This window comes from Eubacterium uniforme, assembly GCF_900167115.1.
In the GTDB taxonomy this organism is placed as follows: Bacteria; Bacillota; Clostridia; order Lachnospirales; family Lachnospiraceae; genus Eubacterium_S; species Eubacterium_S uniforme.
The window spans coordinates 47,572-65,472 of the sequence record NZ_FUXZ01000009.1 but is presented as its reverse complement, the minus strand read 5'-3'; the positions used below and the strand labels follow the sequence as shown (position 1 = coordinate 65,472).

The window sequence follows — 17,901 nt, the reverse complement described above, 5'->3', positions numbered from 1 at the left end:
TTGATGAGGTATCTTAAATTTTTAGAAAGTATAAAAGAATGTGTAAGTAAAAAAGTAAGTGAAAGATATGGTGATGGATATGTGGTTACAATCCAGAAGGTTTTAAAGAATAATAGCCAATCAAAAGAAGCATTATTGATATCATCTAGTAAAGCAGATATCACCCCAACTATTTATTTGAAGGATTATTATTGTGAATATAAGGGAGGAAAAGAATTAGATGAGATAGCCAGTGATATTATTAATATTTATGAAAGATCCAGATTAGATGATGATGTAAATGTTGAAGTGTTTAAGGATTTTGATAAGGTTAAGGATAGGATAGTTTTTAAGATTATTAATACAAACAGTAATAAGAAACTATTAGAGAGAGTACCACATAGGACTTTTATGGATTTATCCATAGTTTGCTTTTGCATACTAGATAATAATATGTTAGGGAAAGCAACAGCACTGGTTCATAATTCGCATATATTATTATGGGGAATTGATGAAGATGAATTATTTGAAAGAGCTTTTAAGAATACACCTATTATTATGAAACCAGTGATTAAATCTATGAGAGAAGTATTATCTGAAATATTAACATTTAATTTGATGGAAGAGATAGGGATTGTAAAAGAAGAACGAGATATGGAATTATCTGAGGAGACGGTTATATATAAATCAAAGGCTGATAATATTCTAGATAGAATAGATGGAATGCATGATGAAATAAATATGTTTGTTTTAACTAATAGCATAAAGTTATATGGAGCTTCATGTATTGCATATAAGGATTGTTTGAAAGAATTTGCTACGGAACAAGGAACTGATGAGGTTTACATAATTCCAAGTTCGGTTCATGAAGTTATTTTAATTCCAAATATGGGATATATGAATCCAAGGGAGATAAATACTATGATCGAGCAAATAAATACAACAGAAGTGGAACCTACGGATGTGTTATCAAATCATATATATAAATACCGTAGGGAAACAAATGAAATAATGACAGAATAATGTGTGTTTATACATAAAAAATGTTCTATAAGTTATAAGACTTATAGAACATTTTTTATGCACCTGATAGGAGTCGAACCTACGCAAAACCCACCTCCGGAGGGCGGTGCTCTATCCACTGAGCTACAGGTGCCAACAAGGGTATTTTACATTAGAGTTTTTGATTATGCAAGGAAAAATCAACATAGTTGATAAATTTAAACAATTTTGATATAATTTGATTTGATATTATGATTTGGGTAATTATGCCTTGGTGGGTATAATTAACACGGAGTGAGGAAGTAAAAGGTTTGCAAGTTTATTATAAACTTGTAAAAAGGAGAAAAAAGTGAGTAAGGATTTAGATAAGGAATTAGACAAGAACGAAAATTTAAAACCCGAAAACAAGCCTAAAATAGATGCTGAAAAGAGTGCAGCCATAACTAGTCATTCTATTAGAAGCATAGCAGAGGAGGCAGTTACTGATAGTAAGGATAAGGGACTTGTTGACATTGATGAAGCTCTTGATATTTCCAGTGTTATAGAGGAGTTAGAAGCGGAGGAGACAAAGCGCAGATTAGAGCGCATTCAGAGAGATGCTTTTAAGCATGATAAGAGTTATCTTGCAGCTAGAAAGAGAGAGATGAAAGAAAAGAAAGCTCTTAGAAAGGCAAAAGCAGAAGCAGAGAGAATTAAGGCAGAGGAAGAGAAAGCTAGAACTATACAAGAGGAGAGAGCTAAACTTCAGGAGAAGATTAAAGCTCAGGCAGAAGAAAGAGCTAAAATTATAAAGGAGAAACGAAGAGAAGAACGACTAAATGAATATTTAGAGAATAAAAATAAGCCGATAAATGATATATCTGTTGAAGATGATGAAGGAACAAAACGCGAGAAAATCGTTAAAATGAGTGAAGAAGAATTACTTCGTGAAAAGGAAGAAAAACAAAAACTCATTGAAGAACAGAGACAGATTATTGAGCAGCAGAGAAGAGAAAGAGAAGAAAGAGAAGCTGCTGAAAGGGAAGAAGAAAAGGCTAGAAAAAAAGCTGAAAAGGCTGAAGAAAAAGTTCGAAAAAGATTTGAAAAGATGGAAAAGGCAAAAGCAAAGGCTAAGGAAAAGGAAGAAAGACGTGCTCAGAAGCAGGCTGAAAAAGAAGCTTTGTTAATAAAAAAGCAGGAAGATAAAAAAGAACTAGAAGAAAGAGCAAGTCAGGCAGAGGAATTAGCCGCTCAAAGAAGATTAGAAAAACTTAAAGAAGATAGAACTCAGGAAGAGTATTACAATCAGTTTGGTTATGAATATGATGAAAATGATATTCAATATTATGATGATCAGAATGGATATGGTACTTTCGATAATCAGGAATATGAATATCAAAATCAGGATCAGGATCAGGCTTATGCATATGGTGACCAGGAATATGATAATGAAGGATATTTTGATCAGGGTTACGATGGAAATTATGCAGAAGAATACTATAGTGATGAGTATGGTGTAAATGAAGAACTTCCTTACGATAATCAGTCAGAGTATGGTAATGGAGACTCAGTATATGAAGATAATTCTGTAGACTATCAGGAATATGCACAGACGGATAATTCAGATAAGTATTATGACGAATTTGAAGAATATTATGCTAATGCAAATGATGTTAAGAATACTGAGGAAGAAGAAAGAGAATACGAACAGTCAAAAGAAAGAGTCAAGGAAGCTTATTATGCTAGAAAGAAAGCTTTAGCGCAGCAACGTAAGGCTAGAGAAAAACAAAGAAAACTTATTTCTAGTATTTTGACAGTTGTATCTTTTATAATTGTAGTAACGGTTGGTGTTCTTGCAGTTAAGAAGATTAAGGGTAAGGATGAAGAAGCACCTACAAAGAAAGTAAAAGTTATTAAGGATGTTCCTACAGAGTCAGTTGAACCTACAACAGAGGAACCAGCTAACAACCTTGTTGCTGTTACAGCTGAAATTGATACTCTTATAAAGACATATTACAAAGGACTTATTGATCATGATTTAGAAGCAGTTATTCCTTGCCTTTATGATGCAACAGGATTAACAAAGCAGGATCTTGAAGATAAGACTAGTAATTATGAGAATTATGAGAATATTAAGTGCTTAATGAAGAATGGCATGAGTGAAGAAGAATATGTAGCTTATATTTCTTATGATTTGAAATTTAAGGACATTGATACACCTGCACCTTCAGCGACTGTTTTATATATAGTTAAGAAGGATGGCAAGTATGTTATTAATAATAATATTAGTGCTGAAATAAAAGCATATATTATCAACTTATCGAACGATGAGGATGTTGTAGCATTTAATGAAGAAGTTGATTCAAGATTTGAAGATGCGTGTGAAAAAGATGAAAACTTAAAATTATTCTTCCAGAATCTTGCAAAAGAAGCTTCAGAGGCTAATAAACAGAAAGAGTCTACAACACCTGCAGCTGATAATAATCAGAATGATGATGCTAATAATGACAATAATAACGCAAATAATTCTGATAATAATGCAAATGATGAAAATGCTAGCGATAACAACGCTAATAATGATAATAATGATAACAATGGCGCTGATAATGCTAACGATAATAACAATAATGACAATAATAACAACGACGATAATAATAACAATGACAATAACAATAACAATAACAATGATGATAATAATGCTAATCAGAATAATAATGATGGTAATAATTCAGATGGTAATGATGACGTTGTTGAAATTGAGTAAAATATCAGACGGGGAGACCCGTCTGATATTTATATGATAAAGAATATTTAAGAATTACTATATGTTTTGGGAATGAAAGGTATAAATATGAGTACATGTTTTATAGTAGGTGCAGGAGATTGCAAGAATTTAGGCATAAACAAAAAAGATGGAGATTTGATTATAGCTGCAGATGCTGGATATCAGTATTTAAAAAACAAAGGATTAACACCTGATGTTGTAATAGGTGATTTTGATTCAGCACCGGTTCCTGCTCATAAGAATGTTATAAAACTTAAAGTTGAAAAAGATGAAACAGACATGGAAATGTGTATGCGACATGGTATAAAAGAAGGTTTTACAAACTTCGTTATATTTGGGGGATTAGGTGGTAAGAGAATTGCTCACACCATAGCTAATTTACAAATGATTTGTAATTATACCAAGCAAGGTTACAACATAACCATGGTTGGGGATGAAACCATGATTACTGCAATATATAATGATTATATAGTATTTCCAAAAGGCATGAAGGGGGATGTCTCTGTATTTGCTCACGGTGGGGATGTAAATCATGTATCAATTGAAGGACTTAAGTATGAAGTTAGAGATGTTACACTTACTTCAGATTTTGCGCTTGGAGTTAGTAATTCATTCATTGATAAAGAAGCAAGAATTTCCGTTGAAGATGGTGTTTTAATCATTATGTGGTCAGTACAAAAATAATAGAAGTTTACTAACTTGGTATAGTTTTGCTTTATTTGACAAAAATATTCTACTATGGTATATTCATAGCCGAAATAATATAATCGCTAGGGAAGCCGTAAGGCTGTAGGAGGATTTTTATGTTATATTTAGCTAATATTTTTGCAAAGTATAATAAAGATGCAGGAAGTTACGATTTAACAACAGCAGGTAAAGCTTCAATTATTGTGTTGATGGTTATCGCTTTGGTTGTGGCTGCGTACTTTATTGGTAAGCGTGATGTTAAGATTTCAACAAAACAGCTTACAGTTTCAGCAGTATTTATTGCACTTGCATTTGTTGCAAGTAACATGAAGTTATTTAAGATGCCAATGGGTGGATCAATTACATTATTTAGTATGATGTTTATATGTCTTATAGGTTATTGGTATGGTATTGGTGCTGGTATTTTAGCAGGTGTAACATATGGATTATTACAGTTGATTGTTGATCCTTATATTGTTACATTGCCACAGTTATTAACTGATTATCCATTAGCATTTGGTGCGCTTGGTCTTTCAGGTATTGGTCATCATATTGATAAGAAAACAGAATCAACTGTATTTGAGTTTGGTGGTTTACAGATTGGTTACATTCTTGGTGTTTTAGGAAGATATGTATTTTCTGTGCTTTCAGGTGTTGTATTTTTCGCTGAGTATGCGCCAAAAGGACAGTCACCACTTGTTTATTCATTAACTTATAATATTTCATACCTTGGTGTTGAAGGTATAATTACTCTTATCTTAATTTCACTTGCGCCAGTTTCACAAGCTATTAGACTTGCCGGTAGAATTGTTGCTTCACGTGAAGATAAGGAAGATAAGAAAAAGTCAAAATTACAGGCTACAATTGGTTGTATAATTTTATTTGTTGTACTAGTAGTTGGTTTAGCTATAGCGTATTTATAAAAATGTTTATATTAAGTCCTTAAACTAATTTAGTTTGAGGACTTTTTAAATGCTTATGAATGTTTAATATTTGCAGCAAATATGGTAAAATATAATGCGTTATGGAAAATAGATTAATTCGTTTAAATAAATTTTTTAGTGAAATAGGATATTGTTCAAGAAGAGAAGCAGATAGGCTTATTGACGAGGGTAGAGTAACAATTGATGACAGGGATGTTTTAATGGGTGAAAAGATAAATCTTGATGACTACGAAAGTGGAAAGATCAAGGTAACGGTTGACGGAAAAGTAATCTCTGATACAAAGATGGAACAGATTGTAATAGCCTATAATAAGCCAGTAGGAATCGAATGCACGAATGATTTAAATAATAAAGACAATATTATTAAAGCAATTGGTTTTGATAAAAAGCTTGTTTATCTTGGAAGACTTGATAAGAACTCACATGGCTTGATTTTACTTACTACGGATGGGGAACTTGTTAATAAGATTATGAGATCAAGGAATAATAAGGAAAAAGAGTACGTGGTTCATGTAAGTAAGCCTATTACAGATGAATTCTTAGAAGGTATGAGAAGCGGAGTTCCTATATTAGATACTGTAACTAAAGAGTGTAAGGTTACTAAATTAACTGAAACAAGTTTTAATATTATTCTTACACAGGGACTTAATAGACAGATTAGACGTATGTGTGATTACTTTGGATATACAGTATCTGATTTAAAGAGAGTAAGAGTTTGTAATATAAAACTTGGAAAACTTAAGTCTGGAACATACAGAGTTTTAAGCAAGGAAGAAGTAGAAGAATTAGTAAAATAGGTAAGAATAATTAATATATTATGATATTAATTAAGTGAATTGATATTTGAGTTATATAAATCTATAAAACGTGATTATGGAGAATGATTAATGGATAAAGAGAAACGTATAAAGGAATTGGTGGAAATTCTTAACAAGGCTGGATACGCATATTATCAGCAGGGTGAAGAGATAATGAGCAATAAGGAGTATGATGCCTTATATGATGAATTAGTTAAACTTGAAGAAGAAACAGGACTTGTTTTATCAAATAGTCCTACAATAAATGTTGGTTATGAAGTTTTATCTGAACTTCCAAAGCAAACTCATGATTCGCCTATGTTATCACTTGATAAGACAAAGGATAGGGAAGCACTTGCTTCATTTTTAGGTAATCATAAAGGGGTGTTATCTTGGAAACTTGATGGACTTACAATTGTACTTACATATAGAGATGGTAAACTTTTTAGCGCTGTTACTAGAGGTAATGGTGTTGTAGGTGAAGTTGTTACTAATAACGCTAAGGTTTTCAAAAACATTCCGGTTAACATAAAACATAAAGGCGAGTTGGTTTTAAGAGGCGAAGCAATAATTAAATATTCTGATTTTGAGATGATTAATGAATCAATTGAAGATGTTGAATCAAAGTATAAGAACCCAAGAAATCTATGTGCTGGTTCAGTGCGTCAGCTTAGCAATGAAATAACAGCAAAAAGAAATGTGAATTTCTATGCATTTGCTCTTATTAGTGCTGAAGGTGTGGATTTTAATAATGAAATTATGAATCAGTTTGAATGGCTAAAAGATCAGGGATTTGATGTAGTTGAGCATTACCTTGTTGGAAGTGAAGATGTAGTTGAAAGAGTTGGTTTCTTTGAAGAAAAGATTAAGACTTATGATTTACCATCTGATGGACTTGTTCTTGTGTTTAATGATATTGAATATGGAATTTCACTTGGAAGTACAGCTAAATTCCCGAGAAATGGTATTGCATTTAAGTGGGCTGATGAGATTGCAACAACACATTTGTTAGAAATGGAATGGAGTCCAAGTAGAACAGGACTTATAAATCCAGTTGCCATATTTGAGCCGGTTGAACTTGAAGGAACAACGGTTTCAAGAGCGAGTGTTCATAACTTAAGTATAGTTGAAAGTCTTGAACTAGGTATTGGCGATGAAATAACAGTTTATAAGGCGAATATGATTATTCCACAAATTGATGAAAATATTACAAAGAGTGGAAATCTTGAAATACCAAAGACATGTCCTGCATGTGGCGGAGAAGTTGTTATAAAGAACGAGAATGGAGTTAAGACTCTTCACTGCATTAATAAGGAGTGTTCAGCGAAACACATAAAGAGCTTTACATTATTTGTTTCAAGAGATGCATTTAATATTGATGGCTTATCAGAAGAAACTCTAGTTAAGTTTATTGGACATGGCTTTATTAAAGAATATGCTGATATTTTTAAACTTGATAGATTTGAAGAAGATATAGTTAATATGCCTGGCTTTGGAAGAAAGTCGTATGATAATTTGATAAAGGCAATTAATGATAGCAGAAAGGTTAAACCAGCTAATTTCATTAATGCTTTAGGCATAGCAAATGTTGGTTTAACTGTGGCAAAACTTATTGCTATGTATTATAATAATAAGTGTAATGATATTCTAAATGCGAAGTATGAAGACCTAGTATCCATAGAGGGTATAGGTGATGTTATCGCTAAAGAAATTGAGAACTATTTAAGTGATGAAGATAATAAAAATAGAATTAATAATTTGCTTGATGAAATAGAGTTTGAAGAAGTCGCTAATGAAGAATCTTCTGATAAGTTAGCTGGAAAAGTATTTGTTATTACAGGTTCAGTTAATCACTTTAAGAATAGAGATGAAGTTAAGGAAGTAATTGAAAAACTTGGTGGAAAGGTAACAGGTTCTGTTACTGGAAAAACAAGCTTTTTAATTAATAATGACATTAATTCAAATTCTGGTAAGAATAAAAAAGCTAAGGAACTTGGAGTTCCTATAATATCTGAAGAAGATTTTCTATCTATGATAGAGGAATAATCAGATTTATATGAGAGATAAATTATTAAAAGTATATAAATAATTTAAATAATTAAGGAGGATAGTTAGATGCCGATTAAAATTCAGGGCGATTTACCAGCTAAAAAAATACTTGAAACAGAGAATATATTCGTTATGGATGAAAAAAGAGCTATGTCTCAGGACATTAGACCTTTAAAGATAATAATTGCGAATCTAATGCCTCTTAAAGAAGATACAGAATTACAATTACTAAGAGAACTTAGTAATACACCGCTTCAGGTGGATGTTACTTTTCTTATGATGGATACTCATATTTCAAAGACAACACCTGCAAGTCATATTAATAAGTTTTATAGTTCATTTAGTGAGATTAAAGATCATAAATTCGATGGAATGATTATTACAGGAGCACCAATTGAACACTTGGAATTTGATGAAGTTGACTACTGGGATGAACTTAAGGAAATTATGGAGTGGTCAAAGACTCATGTTACTAGTACTCTTCATATATGTTGGGGAGCACAGGCTGGTCTTTACTATCATTATGGAATTAAGAAATATCAGTTAAAACAAAAACTTTCAGGAATTTACAAACACAGGGTGCTTCATAGAAAGACGCCTATTGTAAGAGGATTCGATGATGTTTTTTATGCACCGCATTCAAGACATACTGGTGTAAAAGCAGCAGAAATAGAAGCTAATCCTCATCTTACAATTTTGGCAAAATCAAAAGAGGCAGGAGTTTTACTTGTACTCGCGGATGATGGAAAACAGATATTTGTTTTAGGTCATCTTGAGTACGATAGATTAACTCTTGATAAGGAGTATAAAAGGGATTTGGCTAAAGGACTTAATCCTCAGATTCCGGTGAATTATTATGAGGATGATGATCCTGCTAATAAGCCAGAGCTTACATGGAGAAGCACATCAAACTGTTTATATAGTAATTGGCTTAATTACTATGTATATCAGACTACACCATATGAGCTTGAATAGTAACTTTTTAGGAGGACATGTATGGATAAAAGAGAAGCAAGAGAGTATGTGGAAAATTTATTAACCAAAATTGATGCTGATGATGTAAAGTGTCAGCTGATTGATTTCTATGATGAGTTTAAGGATGAGCCATTTGAGGAAGTATATGGCGAAGATTTAAGCGAAGAAGAAATAATAGATATTTATGTGGAAACATTTGCTACGGATGATCCAAAGGAAGAGAGAATCATTGACGAATGGCAGAAAGAATACAATGAGGGTATTCTTGATTAATTAAGTAAGGAAATACTGACCTAGAATGAAGAAGATTAATATTGGAATTTTAGCATCGGTGGACTCAGGCAAGACAACCTTGTCAGAGTCCATGCTTTTTGTGTCGGGTGCTATTAAGAATCAGGGTAAAATTGATAATAAGGATACGGTCCTTGATAATAATGCAATTGAAAGAAATAGGGGTATTACCATCTTTTCAAAGGTTGCAAGATTTTCTTATGGTGATGCTAATATTACACTAGTTGATACACCAGGACATGTTGACTTTTCATATGAGACAGAAAGTGTGTTAAATGTATTAGATGTATGCATTCTTCTTATAAGTGGTACGGACATGGTTACAGGTCATACAAAGACACTTTGGGATATGCTTGACAGATATGAAGTACCAACATTTATCTTTATTAATAAACTTGATCAGGCTGGTGCTGATAAAGAAAAAACAATTGAAGACATAGCTCTTAAATTATCAAAGAATGCGATTGATTTTAGCATTGATAGCGATGAACTATTTGAAAGCCTTGCCACACTTGATGAAGATTTGCTTGATAAATATCTTGAAAGTGGAAGTCTTGATGATAGTGATATAAAAATGTTAATCTCAAAGCGAAAAGTATTTCCAGTATTCGGTGGTGTTGCAACTAAAGCAGAAGGTGTAAAGGAACTGCTGGATGCAATCACTGGATTCACACTTGAGAAAAAATATGGTGATGAATTCGGAGCATTTGTTTACAAGATAAACAGGGATAAAAATGATAATAGACTTACACATGTAAAGATAACGAGTGGAAGTTTAAGTGTTAAGGATGTTGTTTTAGAAGATAAAGTAAATGAGATTAGACTTTTAAATGGTGAATCCTATGAAACTGTTGATAAGGCTTTCTCAGGCGATATTGTTGCTTTAACAGGCCTTAGGGAAACAAAGATAGGAATGGGTGTTGGTGCTGATAAAACAGTTATAGAACCTATAACAAATGCTGTATTAAATTACAGTATTAATTCACTTAATAATGATAATTATAATGAAGTCTATAACATTTTTAAGATTCTTGAAGAAGAGAATCCTACATTGAAGACTAAGTATCAAAATGATACTAAGGAACTTACAGTTTCACTTCTCGGTGAGGTTCAAATGGAAGTATTAAAGAGTGTGGTTGAAGAAAGATTTGGACTTTTGATTGAGTATGGTGAAGGTAAGGTATTATACAAGGAAACAGTTAACGATTTGTCATATGGTGTTGGTCATTATGAACCATTAAGACATTATGCTGAGGTTGGACTTGCAATAGAACCACTTGAAAGAGGTAGTGGCTTGATATTTGAAAGTAAGATAAGTAAGGACCAGCTTGCTATTAACTGGCAGAGATTGATTCTTACTCATCTTGAAGAAAAGGAGCATGTTGGAATACTTACAGGTAGTCCTATTACAGACATGAAGATATCAATTGTTGCAGGTCGTGCTCATCCAAAACATACTGAGGGTGGCGACTTTAGACAGTCGACATACAGGGCGATTAGACATGGCCTTATGAATAATGATTGTAAATTGCTTGAACCATATTATAGTTTTACCATTATGATTCCAAGAGAACATATTGGTAGATGTATGATGGATGTCGAAAAGATGTCAGGTACATGTACTGTTTCAGAGGATAATAGTGATTCAGTTATGATAACAGGAAGAGGACCTGTTTATACATTTAAGAATTATCAGAAGGAATTAACATCATATACTCATGGACAGGCAAGCATTGTTTGTGTGTTTGATGGATATGATGATTGCCATAATGAGGAAGAAGTTATAGAAAGTATTGCTTATGATCCGCTACTTGATGAAAATAATCCAGTGGGTTCAATATTCTGTAGTCATGGAGCTGGCTACTATGTACCATGGGATGAAGTGTATGATAAAAAACATACTACGGATGATAACTTCAATAAATATAAAAATGCATATTATGGTGGAAGTGAAGAGGACTTTGGCGAGCTTAGTGATGAAGATATAATCGACATTGCAAAGGAGAATGCTAAGGTTAGACAGCAGGAATTAAAAAAGGAAGAAAAAAGTCTTGAGAAGATATTTGCTGATGCATATGGTATAAAAGGAAATACTGATAATATATTTCATACTAATCAAAGTAATGAGCAAATTAGAGGTAAACTTAATGCCAGTAAAAGAAAAGTTACAGTAAATGGTAAAGTAAGAAATGATAAACCATATGTATATAAGCCAGTAAAAAGACAGAAGAAATTACTTGTTGTCGATGGATATAACGTGATTTATGCAGTTAGTAGTTTAAAGCAACTATCTAAGGATAACATAGATGGTGCAAGAGATGAACTTAATGACTTGTTATGCGTATACAAAAGCTATTTTGATGGTGATGTGTACGTAGTATATGATGCATATAATGTTAAAGGAAACTCTGATAGAAATGAAGTCTATAAAGGAATAAATGTATTTTATACTAAGGAGAATCAAACAGCGGATACATTTATTGAAATGATGGCAGGAAAGTTTGGAAGAAACTTAGACATGACCGTTGTTTCATCAGATAATCTTATAGGAGTTACTGCATTATCTTTTGGCTGCAAAGTAATATCTTCAAGAGAGTTTGAAAGAGAACTTGAGAATATAAAAAAGAAGATTTCCCAAAAAGTAGAGGAAATTGGAAATCGGCAGAATGATAAAGTATATTTATTAGATGACGTAAACGAGGATGTTAAGGCATTTATTGAAAGCCTAAAAGATAAAGAGTAGATATAGTGTATATTATCGGAAGTTTTTAAAGTATGATATTTACATAAGCGAAAACATTTATTATATCTAAGCAAACAATTTGAGTTTTCCGTTAAAAATTTAGTTTGAGGTTTGGTTTATTTTTCATAAGCGCAGAAGGGAGCATAGCTCTGATTATTCAGAGATATGCGACGCATTTCGGAGCTTATAGAAAAATACCAAGGACGAAAACTGAATTTAGGAAACACTCAACCGTTTGTGTGATATATAAATGTTAAGCCTATGTAAATATCATAAATACATCTTCCGATAATATACATAATGTATATTATTTGATGCGCTTAGTAGCAAAATGATACTAATAAAGAAAAGGATAAGTTATGAAAAAAGGAATTGATTACGAAGGTATAGTTACAAAAATGGAATTTCCAAATAAAGGTGTAGTTGAAACAGATGATGGGGTTGCAGTTGTTAAAGGAACAATTGTAGGGCAGAAAGTAAAGTTTGTTGTTTCAAAGAAAAGATCTGGCAGATGCGTAGGAAGACTTAAGGAAGTACTTGAAAAGTCTGCAATTGAAACAGAGATAGATTTGTGTCCATATCATGAGTTTTGTGGTGGCTGTTCTTATCAGACGATTCCATATGAAAAACAGCTTGAATTAAAGTCAGGAATGGTTAAGGAAATTCTTGATGGTGTATGCTCAGATTATGAGTATGAGGGTATTATTGGAAGTCCTGATAATACAGCATACAGAAACAAGATGGAGTTTTCATTTGGTGATGAATTTAAGGATGGTCCACTTGCATTAGGACTTCATAAAAAGGGAAGCTTTCATGATATTGTAACTGTAAGTGGTTGTAAGATTATAAATAATGATTATACATTAATTCTTGATGCAGTACTTGATTACTGCAGTAAGAATAATTTACCGTTTTATAAGAAGTTAAAACATGAAGGATTTCTAAGACATTTGCTGGTAAGAAGAGCAGTATCAACTGGAGAAATCATAGTTGGTATTGTAACATCATCACAGGTTGAACATGATTTTAATGAATTGAAAGATATATTATGTAAACTTGATGTGAGTGGTGAGATTGTTGGTGTAATGCATATCATTAATGATTCATTATCTGATGTTGTACAGAGTGATGAAACAAGAATATTATTTGGAAGAGATTACATTTATGAGGAATTACTTGGACTTAGATTTAAGATTTCGATTTTCTCATTCTTCCAGACAAATACAAAGGGTGCCGAGAAACTTTATACAAAGGCAAGAGAGTATATTATGAGTACAGACTCGCTTAGTGAAAGTTCAAAAGCCAAGGTTGTATTTGATTTATATTCAGGAACAGGAACAATCACTCAGATGATTTCACCTGCAGCTGAAAGAGTAGTTGGTGTTGAAATTGTTGAAGAAGCAGTAGAGTCAGCTATTGAAAATGCAAAGCTTAACAATATTGATAATTGTGATTTTATTGCTGGTGATGTATTAAAGGTCCTTGATGATATTAAGGATAAACCAGATTTTATTATTCTTGATCCACCTAGGGATGGAATAAATCCTAAGGCCTTAAATAAGATAATAGATTATGGTGTTTCAAATATGGTTTATATATCATGTAAACCAACATCTCTTGCTAGAGATTTAGAAGTGTTACTTGAAAGAGGATATAAATTAGTAAAGGCATGCACAGTTGACATGTTCCCTAATACGGTTCACGTGGAGACTGTCACATTGCTACAAAAGGTGAATTCGTAGAAATCCTTACATTTACGTACTTTGCGAGGGCATTTAAGTTTTATTATCTATGGTTATCGATAGAGCTGATTACAATTAGTGGATGTTTGAGGAATCGATGGAAGGAATGATAATATGGAATTTGACGAAAAATTGGGGCAGTTTAAATTTGAGAATAATTAGTAAAGACTTAGAGGAGTATACAAATTCAAAATTGCAGGGATAAGATAATATGTTTGATATAATAAGAGAAATAAACAATTTAGAGAAAAAATATGGCGAAGAGTTTAATTGGGGTACTGAAATAAACAGGGAATTCTATCAAAGTGAACTTGTGAAAGAAACGGTGCTGGCACCATATCAGAATGTGATAGCTTTAGCAAAGAGTTATTCCAATGATGATGTTTTGTTTTTGTTGGATAATAAAGTTTATCGAATTTATCATCTTGCATATTCTGATGGGGAACCTCGTTATACAGAGTTCCATGATGGGGAAAAAGTAGTTGAATACATTGAAAAAAGATTTGTAGATGAATATTGTTAGTTAGTGATAGTTTACCTCAGTCGGATAAGACTGCCACTTTTATAATTGGTGAGTAAAAACAAAATTGTTTCAGTGGAAATTGGAAGTTAGCTATAAAAGGAAAATGCGAGTAGGAATAATGAGAAAATATGCATATCTTAAAGAACCTATACAGGTTAATAGAAACAGCACAATATATAAAATAATGCTTTATCAAACAAAAGAAGGAACTTATCTCTTTGAGTATTGCAGTATGGATGCTGTGCAGTGCTCATTTGATATCTTCTATGATTCAATAAACGACTTATATAAAGAATGGGATGATTTGATAGATGAGAATGGCTGGATAGAAATTGAAGATCCATTACCGGATTGTCAGCATGATGCGTTTATACCGCTTCGAGTTAAAGGACGCAGTACCGGAAAGCCGGAGTGGGGAAAATTAGAAACACTTAAGGATGGCGAATGGGTTGAGTACAAATCTATGTAATATGTTTGCAGGCTTATCCACACGATTAAATCATTTTGGCGTAAGGAATAAAGGAGAGAGAATATAGTGGTGAGTATAGAAATAAATATGTATAAGGGAAGAGGCAGAAAAAATGGCAATTAGTTTAACAAAAGAAATTATGTTGTAAGTAAAGTAATAGTTGGTGGTTATAATGAGGACGGAACAGTTGATCCTTATAAAATCACTTTTGTACTTAAAGGCATGGAAAAAGCCTGCATCACAGATGCAAAAAATAGAATGAAGAAAGTAGTGGGAAACGTTTAATATTATAGAGATTTCTAGAATAGCAGGAGGCATTGATTTGAAGAAAAATAAAAATGATGTATCTATTCGTTCAAGCGCAGCCGAATATTTGACATATGTAGCATCAGTTGGAGATAGTACTGATAGCATTGAGATGAGATACGAAGATGAAAATATATGGCTGACACAGAAGATGATGGCAACATTGTATGATGTTGAGACAAATACAATTAATTATCATGTAAAAAAAATATTTAATGATAGCGAATTACAGGAAAATGCAGTTATTCGAAAATTTCGAATAACTGCCAATGATGGAAAATCTTATAATACAAATCATTATTCTTTAGAAATGATTATCGCTGTTGGTTTTAAAGTAAATTCAGAAAGAGCAGTTCAGTTTAGAAAATGGGTTAATCAGATAGCAAAAGATTACACAATCAAAGGTTGGGTTATGGATGATGAACGTCTCAAAAGGGGAACGTTTTTAACTGATAAGTATTTTGATGAGCAATTAGAACGTATTAGAGAAATCCGTGCCAGTGAAAGAAAGTTTTATCAGAAGATTACAGATCTTTATGCCACAGCTATTGATTATGACAAAAACTCCGCAGCAACTAAAAGGTTTTATGCAACAGTTCAGAATAAAATGCATTATGCTGTTCATGGAAATACTGCTGCAGAATTGATTTATAAGAGAGCAGATGCCCAAAAGAAGCATATGGGACTTACAACATGGGCAGATGCGCCGGATGGTAAAATAAAGAAGACAATTGAGATAACAGAAGTGATAGATAAGTATTATATTTTATGGAGGATTCAAAATGAAAAAAATAATTAGAATATCAGTAGTGGTTGCACTTGCAACGTTTTGCTTTTTCACTAATAAAACAGAAGCAGATACTTTTGATGAATTTAGATACAAGGAAGTTGAAGGAGGAATAGAAATTATAGACGGACCAGATGAAGGTGATATAGTAATTCCTGATACTATTGATTCAAAGCCGGTTGTTTCTATTGGAGATACCGCTTTTTATGTAGCTAGAATCACGGGGGTTACCATTCCAGAATCGGTCACTACATTGGAAAGAGGTTCATTTAAGTATTGCAAAGAATTAAAATATGTTAAATTTAAAGGTAGTGGAATAAAGACCCTTGGAGAGGAATCTTTTGAGGATTGTGAATCATTAAGTTCAATTAATTTACCAACATCCATTACAACAATTGAGCCACGTATTTTTGTTAATTGTAAATCACTTCCTTATATGGATCTTTCCCATTTGACCATTAATACAATTGGTGACTCAATGTTTTATAATTGTAGAGAAATGAGTACGCTTAAACTTCCTAATACAGTTACAGTAATACCTGAAGATTTTTGTGTTGGATGTGAAAAGTTAACAACTATTGTTCTAGGAAATAAAACTACTATCATAGAAGAAGGTGCATTTTCATTTAATGATAGTTTAAAAACATTTAATTTCCCTGAAACATTGATTTCTATAGGGAAAGATGCTTTTTATAATTGTGGATCATTAACTACAATTTCTCTTCCTGATAGTCTTAAAGAAATCGGAGACGGTGCATTTAGTGAAACTGGCTTGAAAACAGTTTATTGTAGTTATAATTCTTATGCTTACAAGTATTTTAAAGATAAAGACGTAAAAATCATTACAGGAAACAAAAAAATTGATACCACTAATAATAATCGAAAAACAAAAAAATATGGTGGAAAAAGACGCCTTAATCATAAAAAACTAAATATTACACTTGGTTTTGCAAAAAAATTAAAGCTTTACAACGCAAAAGGAAAAGTTAAATGGAAAAGTTCAAATAAAAATATAGCTACAGTAAGTAAAAAAGGCATTATTAAAGCAAAGAAAACAGGTAAAGTTACTATAATTGGTAAAAATAATGGTAAAAATTACAAGTGTAAAGTCAAGGTGTATGCTAACAAAGTTAATCTACCTACAAATTGCTCAATGGATAGTAGAATTGGTGTATCAATTTATGCTACATCAATTGAGAAATATTATAATGATTATATAGTTACATATGTAGTTAATAATTCTTCGGGATACAGACTTAGAAATCTTGATGCTGTTGATTGCATATTACTTGATTCTGGAAATCGTTTTTACCAATCAAAGAAGGTTTCTTTTAGATATGTGCCAAGAACCTTCAAAGTGAAATATAAGGGTTTAAGGAAAATTGATCTTAGACATGCTAGTTTAAACATTTCATCAGCTAGTTATTTTAAAGTATATTATTATAATAATTAATAAGGGTAGTTATATTTGACTTTAAGAAATTATCAGATGAATTATGTAATTTAAATCTTAGTGGTGAAATAGTCGATGTAATGCACATTATTAATGATTCATTATCAGATGTTGTTCAGAGTGATGAAACTAAGATTTTATATGGTAGAGATTATATATATGAGGATATATTAGGATTAAGATTTAAGATTTCATTATTCTCATTTTTCCAGACTAATACTCTTGGTGCGGAAGTGTTATATGAAAAAGCAAGAGAGTATATTATGGAAACGGATGCATTTATAGATGGAGAACCCATAGGGGTTGTCACCTGGGATTCGAGAAACTGTCCGGAGTATGTCGAGATTGGGCATAACAGCTGGAGTATTTACTTCTGAGGATGCATAGAGT

Annotated in this window: 14 protein-coding genes, 1 tRNA gene and 1 pseudogene; 15 read left to right on the top strand and 1 reads right to left on the bottom strand. The window is 32.2% G+C overall.

The features are described from left to right. The first annotated feature begins 3 nt into the window (after positions 1-3). Positions 4-1,002: a DUF5688 family protein gene (locus B5D16_RS07795; protein WP_078766427.1), complete on the top strand. Its 999-nt coding sequence runs from the start codon at positions 4-6 to the stop codon at positions 1,000-1,002. A 58-nt stretch (positions 1,003-1,060) separates the two neighbouring features. Here B5D16_RS07795 and B5D16_RS07790 read toward each other — a convergent pair. Further along, positions 1,061-1,135: transfer RNA gene (locus B5D16_RS07790), tRNA-Arg, on the bottom strand. 195 nt (positions 1,136-1,330) lie between these two features. On the opposite strand from B5D16_RS07790, the gene B5D16_RS07785 reads away from it, so the two are divergent. The 14 genes and pseudogenes from B5D16_RS07785 (at position 1,331) to B5D16_RS12770 (ending at position 17,888) form a co-directional block, all read left to right on the top strand. Next, a complete protein-coding gene (locus B5D16_RS07785; protein ID WP_078766426.1) occupies positions 1,331-3,724 on the top strand; it encodes a hypothetical protein in 2,394 nt (797 codons plus the stop codon). Between the two features lie 87 nt (positions 3,725-3,811). Continuing rightward, positions 3,812-4,429, top strand: a complete 618-nt coding sequence (locus B5D16_RS07780) for a thiamine diphosphokinase (RefSeq protein WP_159444338.1) — start codon at positions 3,812-3,814, stop codon at positions 4,427-4,429. Positions 4,430-4,548: 119 nt separating this feature from the next. Then, positions 4,549-5,355 carry an energy-coupled thiamine transporter ThiT gene (gene thiT / locus B5D16_RS07775; protein WP_078766424.1) on the top strand — a complete coding sequence of 269 codons (807 nt, stop codon included), beginning with the start codon at positions 4,549-4,551 and terminating at the stop codon, positions 5,353-5,355. A 101-nt stretch (positions 5,356-5,456) separates the two neighbouring features. After that, entirely contained in the window at positions 5,457-6,173 is a 717-nt protein-coding gene (locus B5D16_RS07770) for a pseudouridine synthase (RefSeq protein WP_078766423.1), read from the top strand. Between the two features lie 90 nt (positions 6,174-6,263). Then, the gene (gene ligA / locus B5D16_RS07765; protein ID WP_078766422.1) at positions 6,264-8,219 is read left to right on the top strand and encodes an NAD-dependent DNA ligase LigA; all 1,956 of its coding nucleotides are present in this window, start codon (positions 6,264-6,266) and stop codon (positions 8,217-8,219) included. 69 nt (positions 8,220-8,288) lie between these two features. Next, positions 8,289-9,197, top strand: a complete 909-nt coding sequence (gene metA / locus B5D16_RS07760) for a homoserine O-acetyltransferase MetA (RefSeq protein WP_078766421.1) — start codon at positions 8,289-8,291, stop codon at positions 9,195-9,197. 21 nt (positions 9,198-9,218) lie between these two features. After that, on the top strand, positions 9,219-9,470 hold the full coding sequence (locus B5D16_RS07755; RefSeq protein WP_078766420.1) for a hypothetical protein: 252 nt from the start codon (positions 9,219-9,221) through the stop codon (positions 9,468-9,470). 25 nt (positions 9,471-9,495) lie between these two features. Beyond that, the gene (locus B5D16_RS07750) at positions 9,496-12,231 is read left to right on the top strand and encodes a translation factor GTPase family protein (protein WP_078766419.1); all 2,736 of its coding nucleotides are present in this window, start codon (positions 9,496-9,498) and stop codon (positions 12,229-12,231) included. Positions 12,232-12,590: 359 nt separating this feature from the next. Further along, complete coding sequence (rlmD, locus tag B5D16_RS07745; protein ID WP_078766418.1) at positions 12,591-13,973, top strand: 23S rRNA (uracil(1939)-C(5))-methyltransferase RlmD; 1,383 nt, start codon at positions 12,591-12,593, stop codon at positions 13,971-13,973. Between the two features lie 211 nt (positions 13,974-14,184). After that, on the top strand, positions 14,185-14,496 hold the full coding sequence (locus tag B5D16_RS07740) for a hypothetical protein (RefSeq protein WP_078766417.1): 312 nt from the start codon (positions 14,185-14,187) through the stop codon (positions 14,494-14,496). A gap of 118 nt (positions 14,497-14,614) precedes the next feature. Then, positions 14,615-14,965, top strand: coding sequence for a hypothetical protein (locus B5D16_RS07735; RefSeq protein WP_078766416.1), 351 nt, complete (start codon positions 14,615-14,617; stop codon positions 14,963-14,965). Positions 14,966-15,287: 322 nt separating this feature from the next. Further along, a pseudogene (gene rhuM, locus B5D16_RS07730) lies at positions 15,288-16,001 on the top strand (RhuM family protein); the annotation flags it as partial. Between the two features lie 52 nt (positions 16,002-16,053). Further along, a complete protein-coding gene (locus B5D16_RS07725; protein ID WP_078766415.1) occupies positions 16,054-17,511 on the top strand; it encodes a leucine-rich repeat protein in 1,458 nt (485 codons plus the stop codon). An 80-nt stretch (positions 17,512-17,591) separates the two neighbouring features. Continuing rightward, on the top strand, positions 17,592-17,888 hold the full coding sequence (locus B5D16_RS12770) for a hypothetical protein (protein ID WP_078766414.1): 297 nt from the start codon (positions 17,592-17,594) through the stop codon (positions 17,886-17,888). The last annotated feature ends 13 nt before the right edge of the window (positions 17,889-17,901 follow it).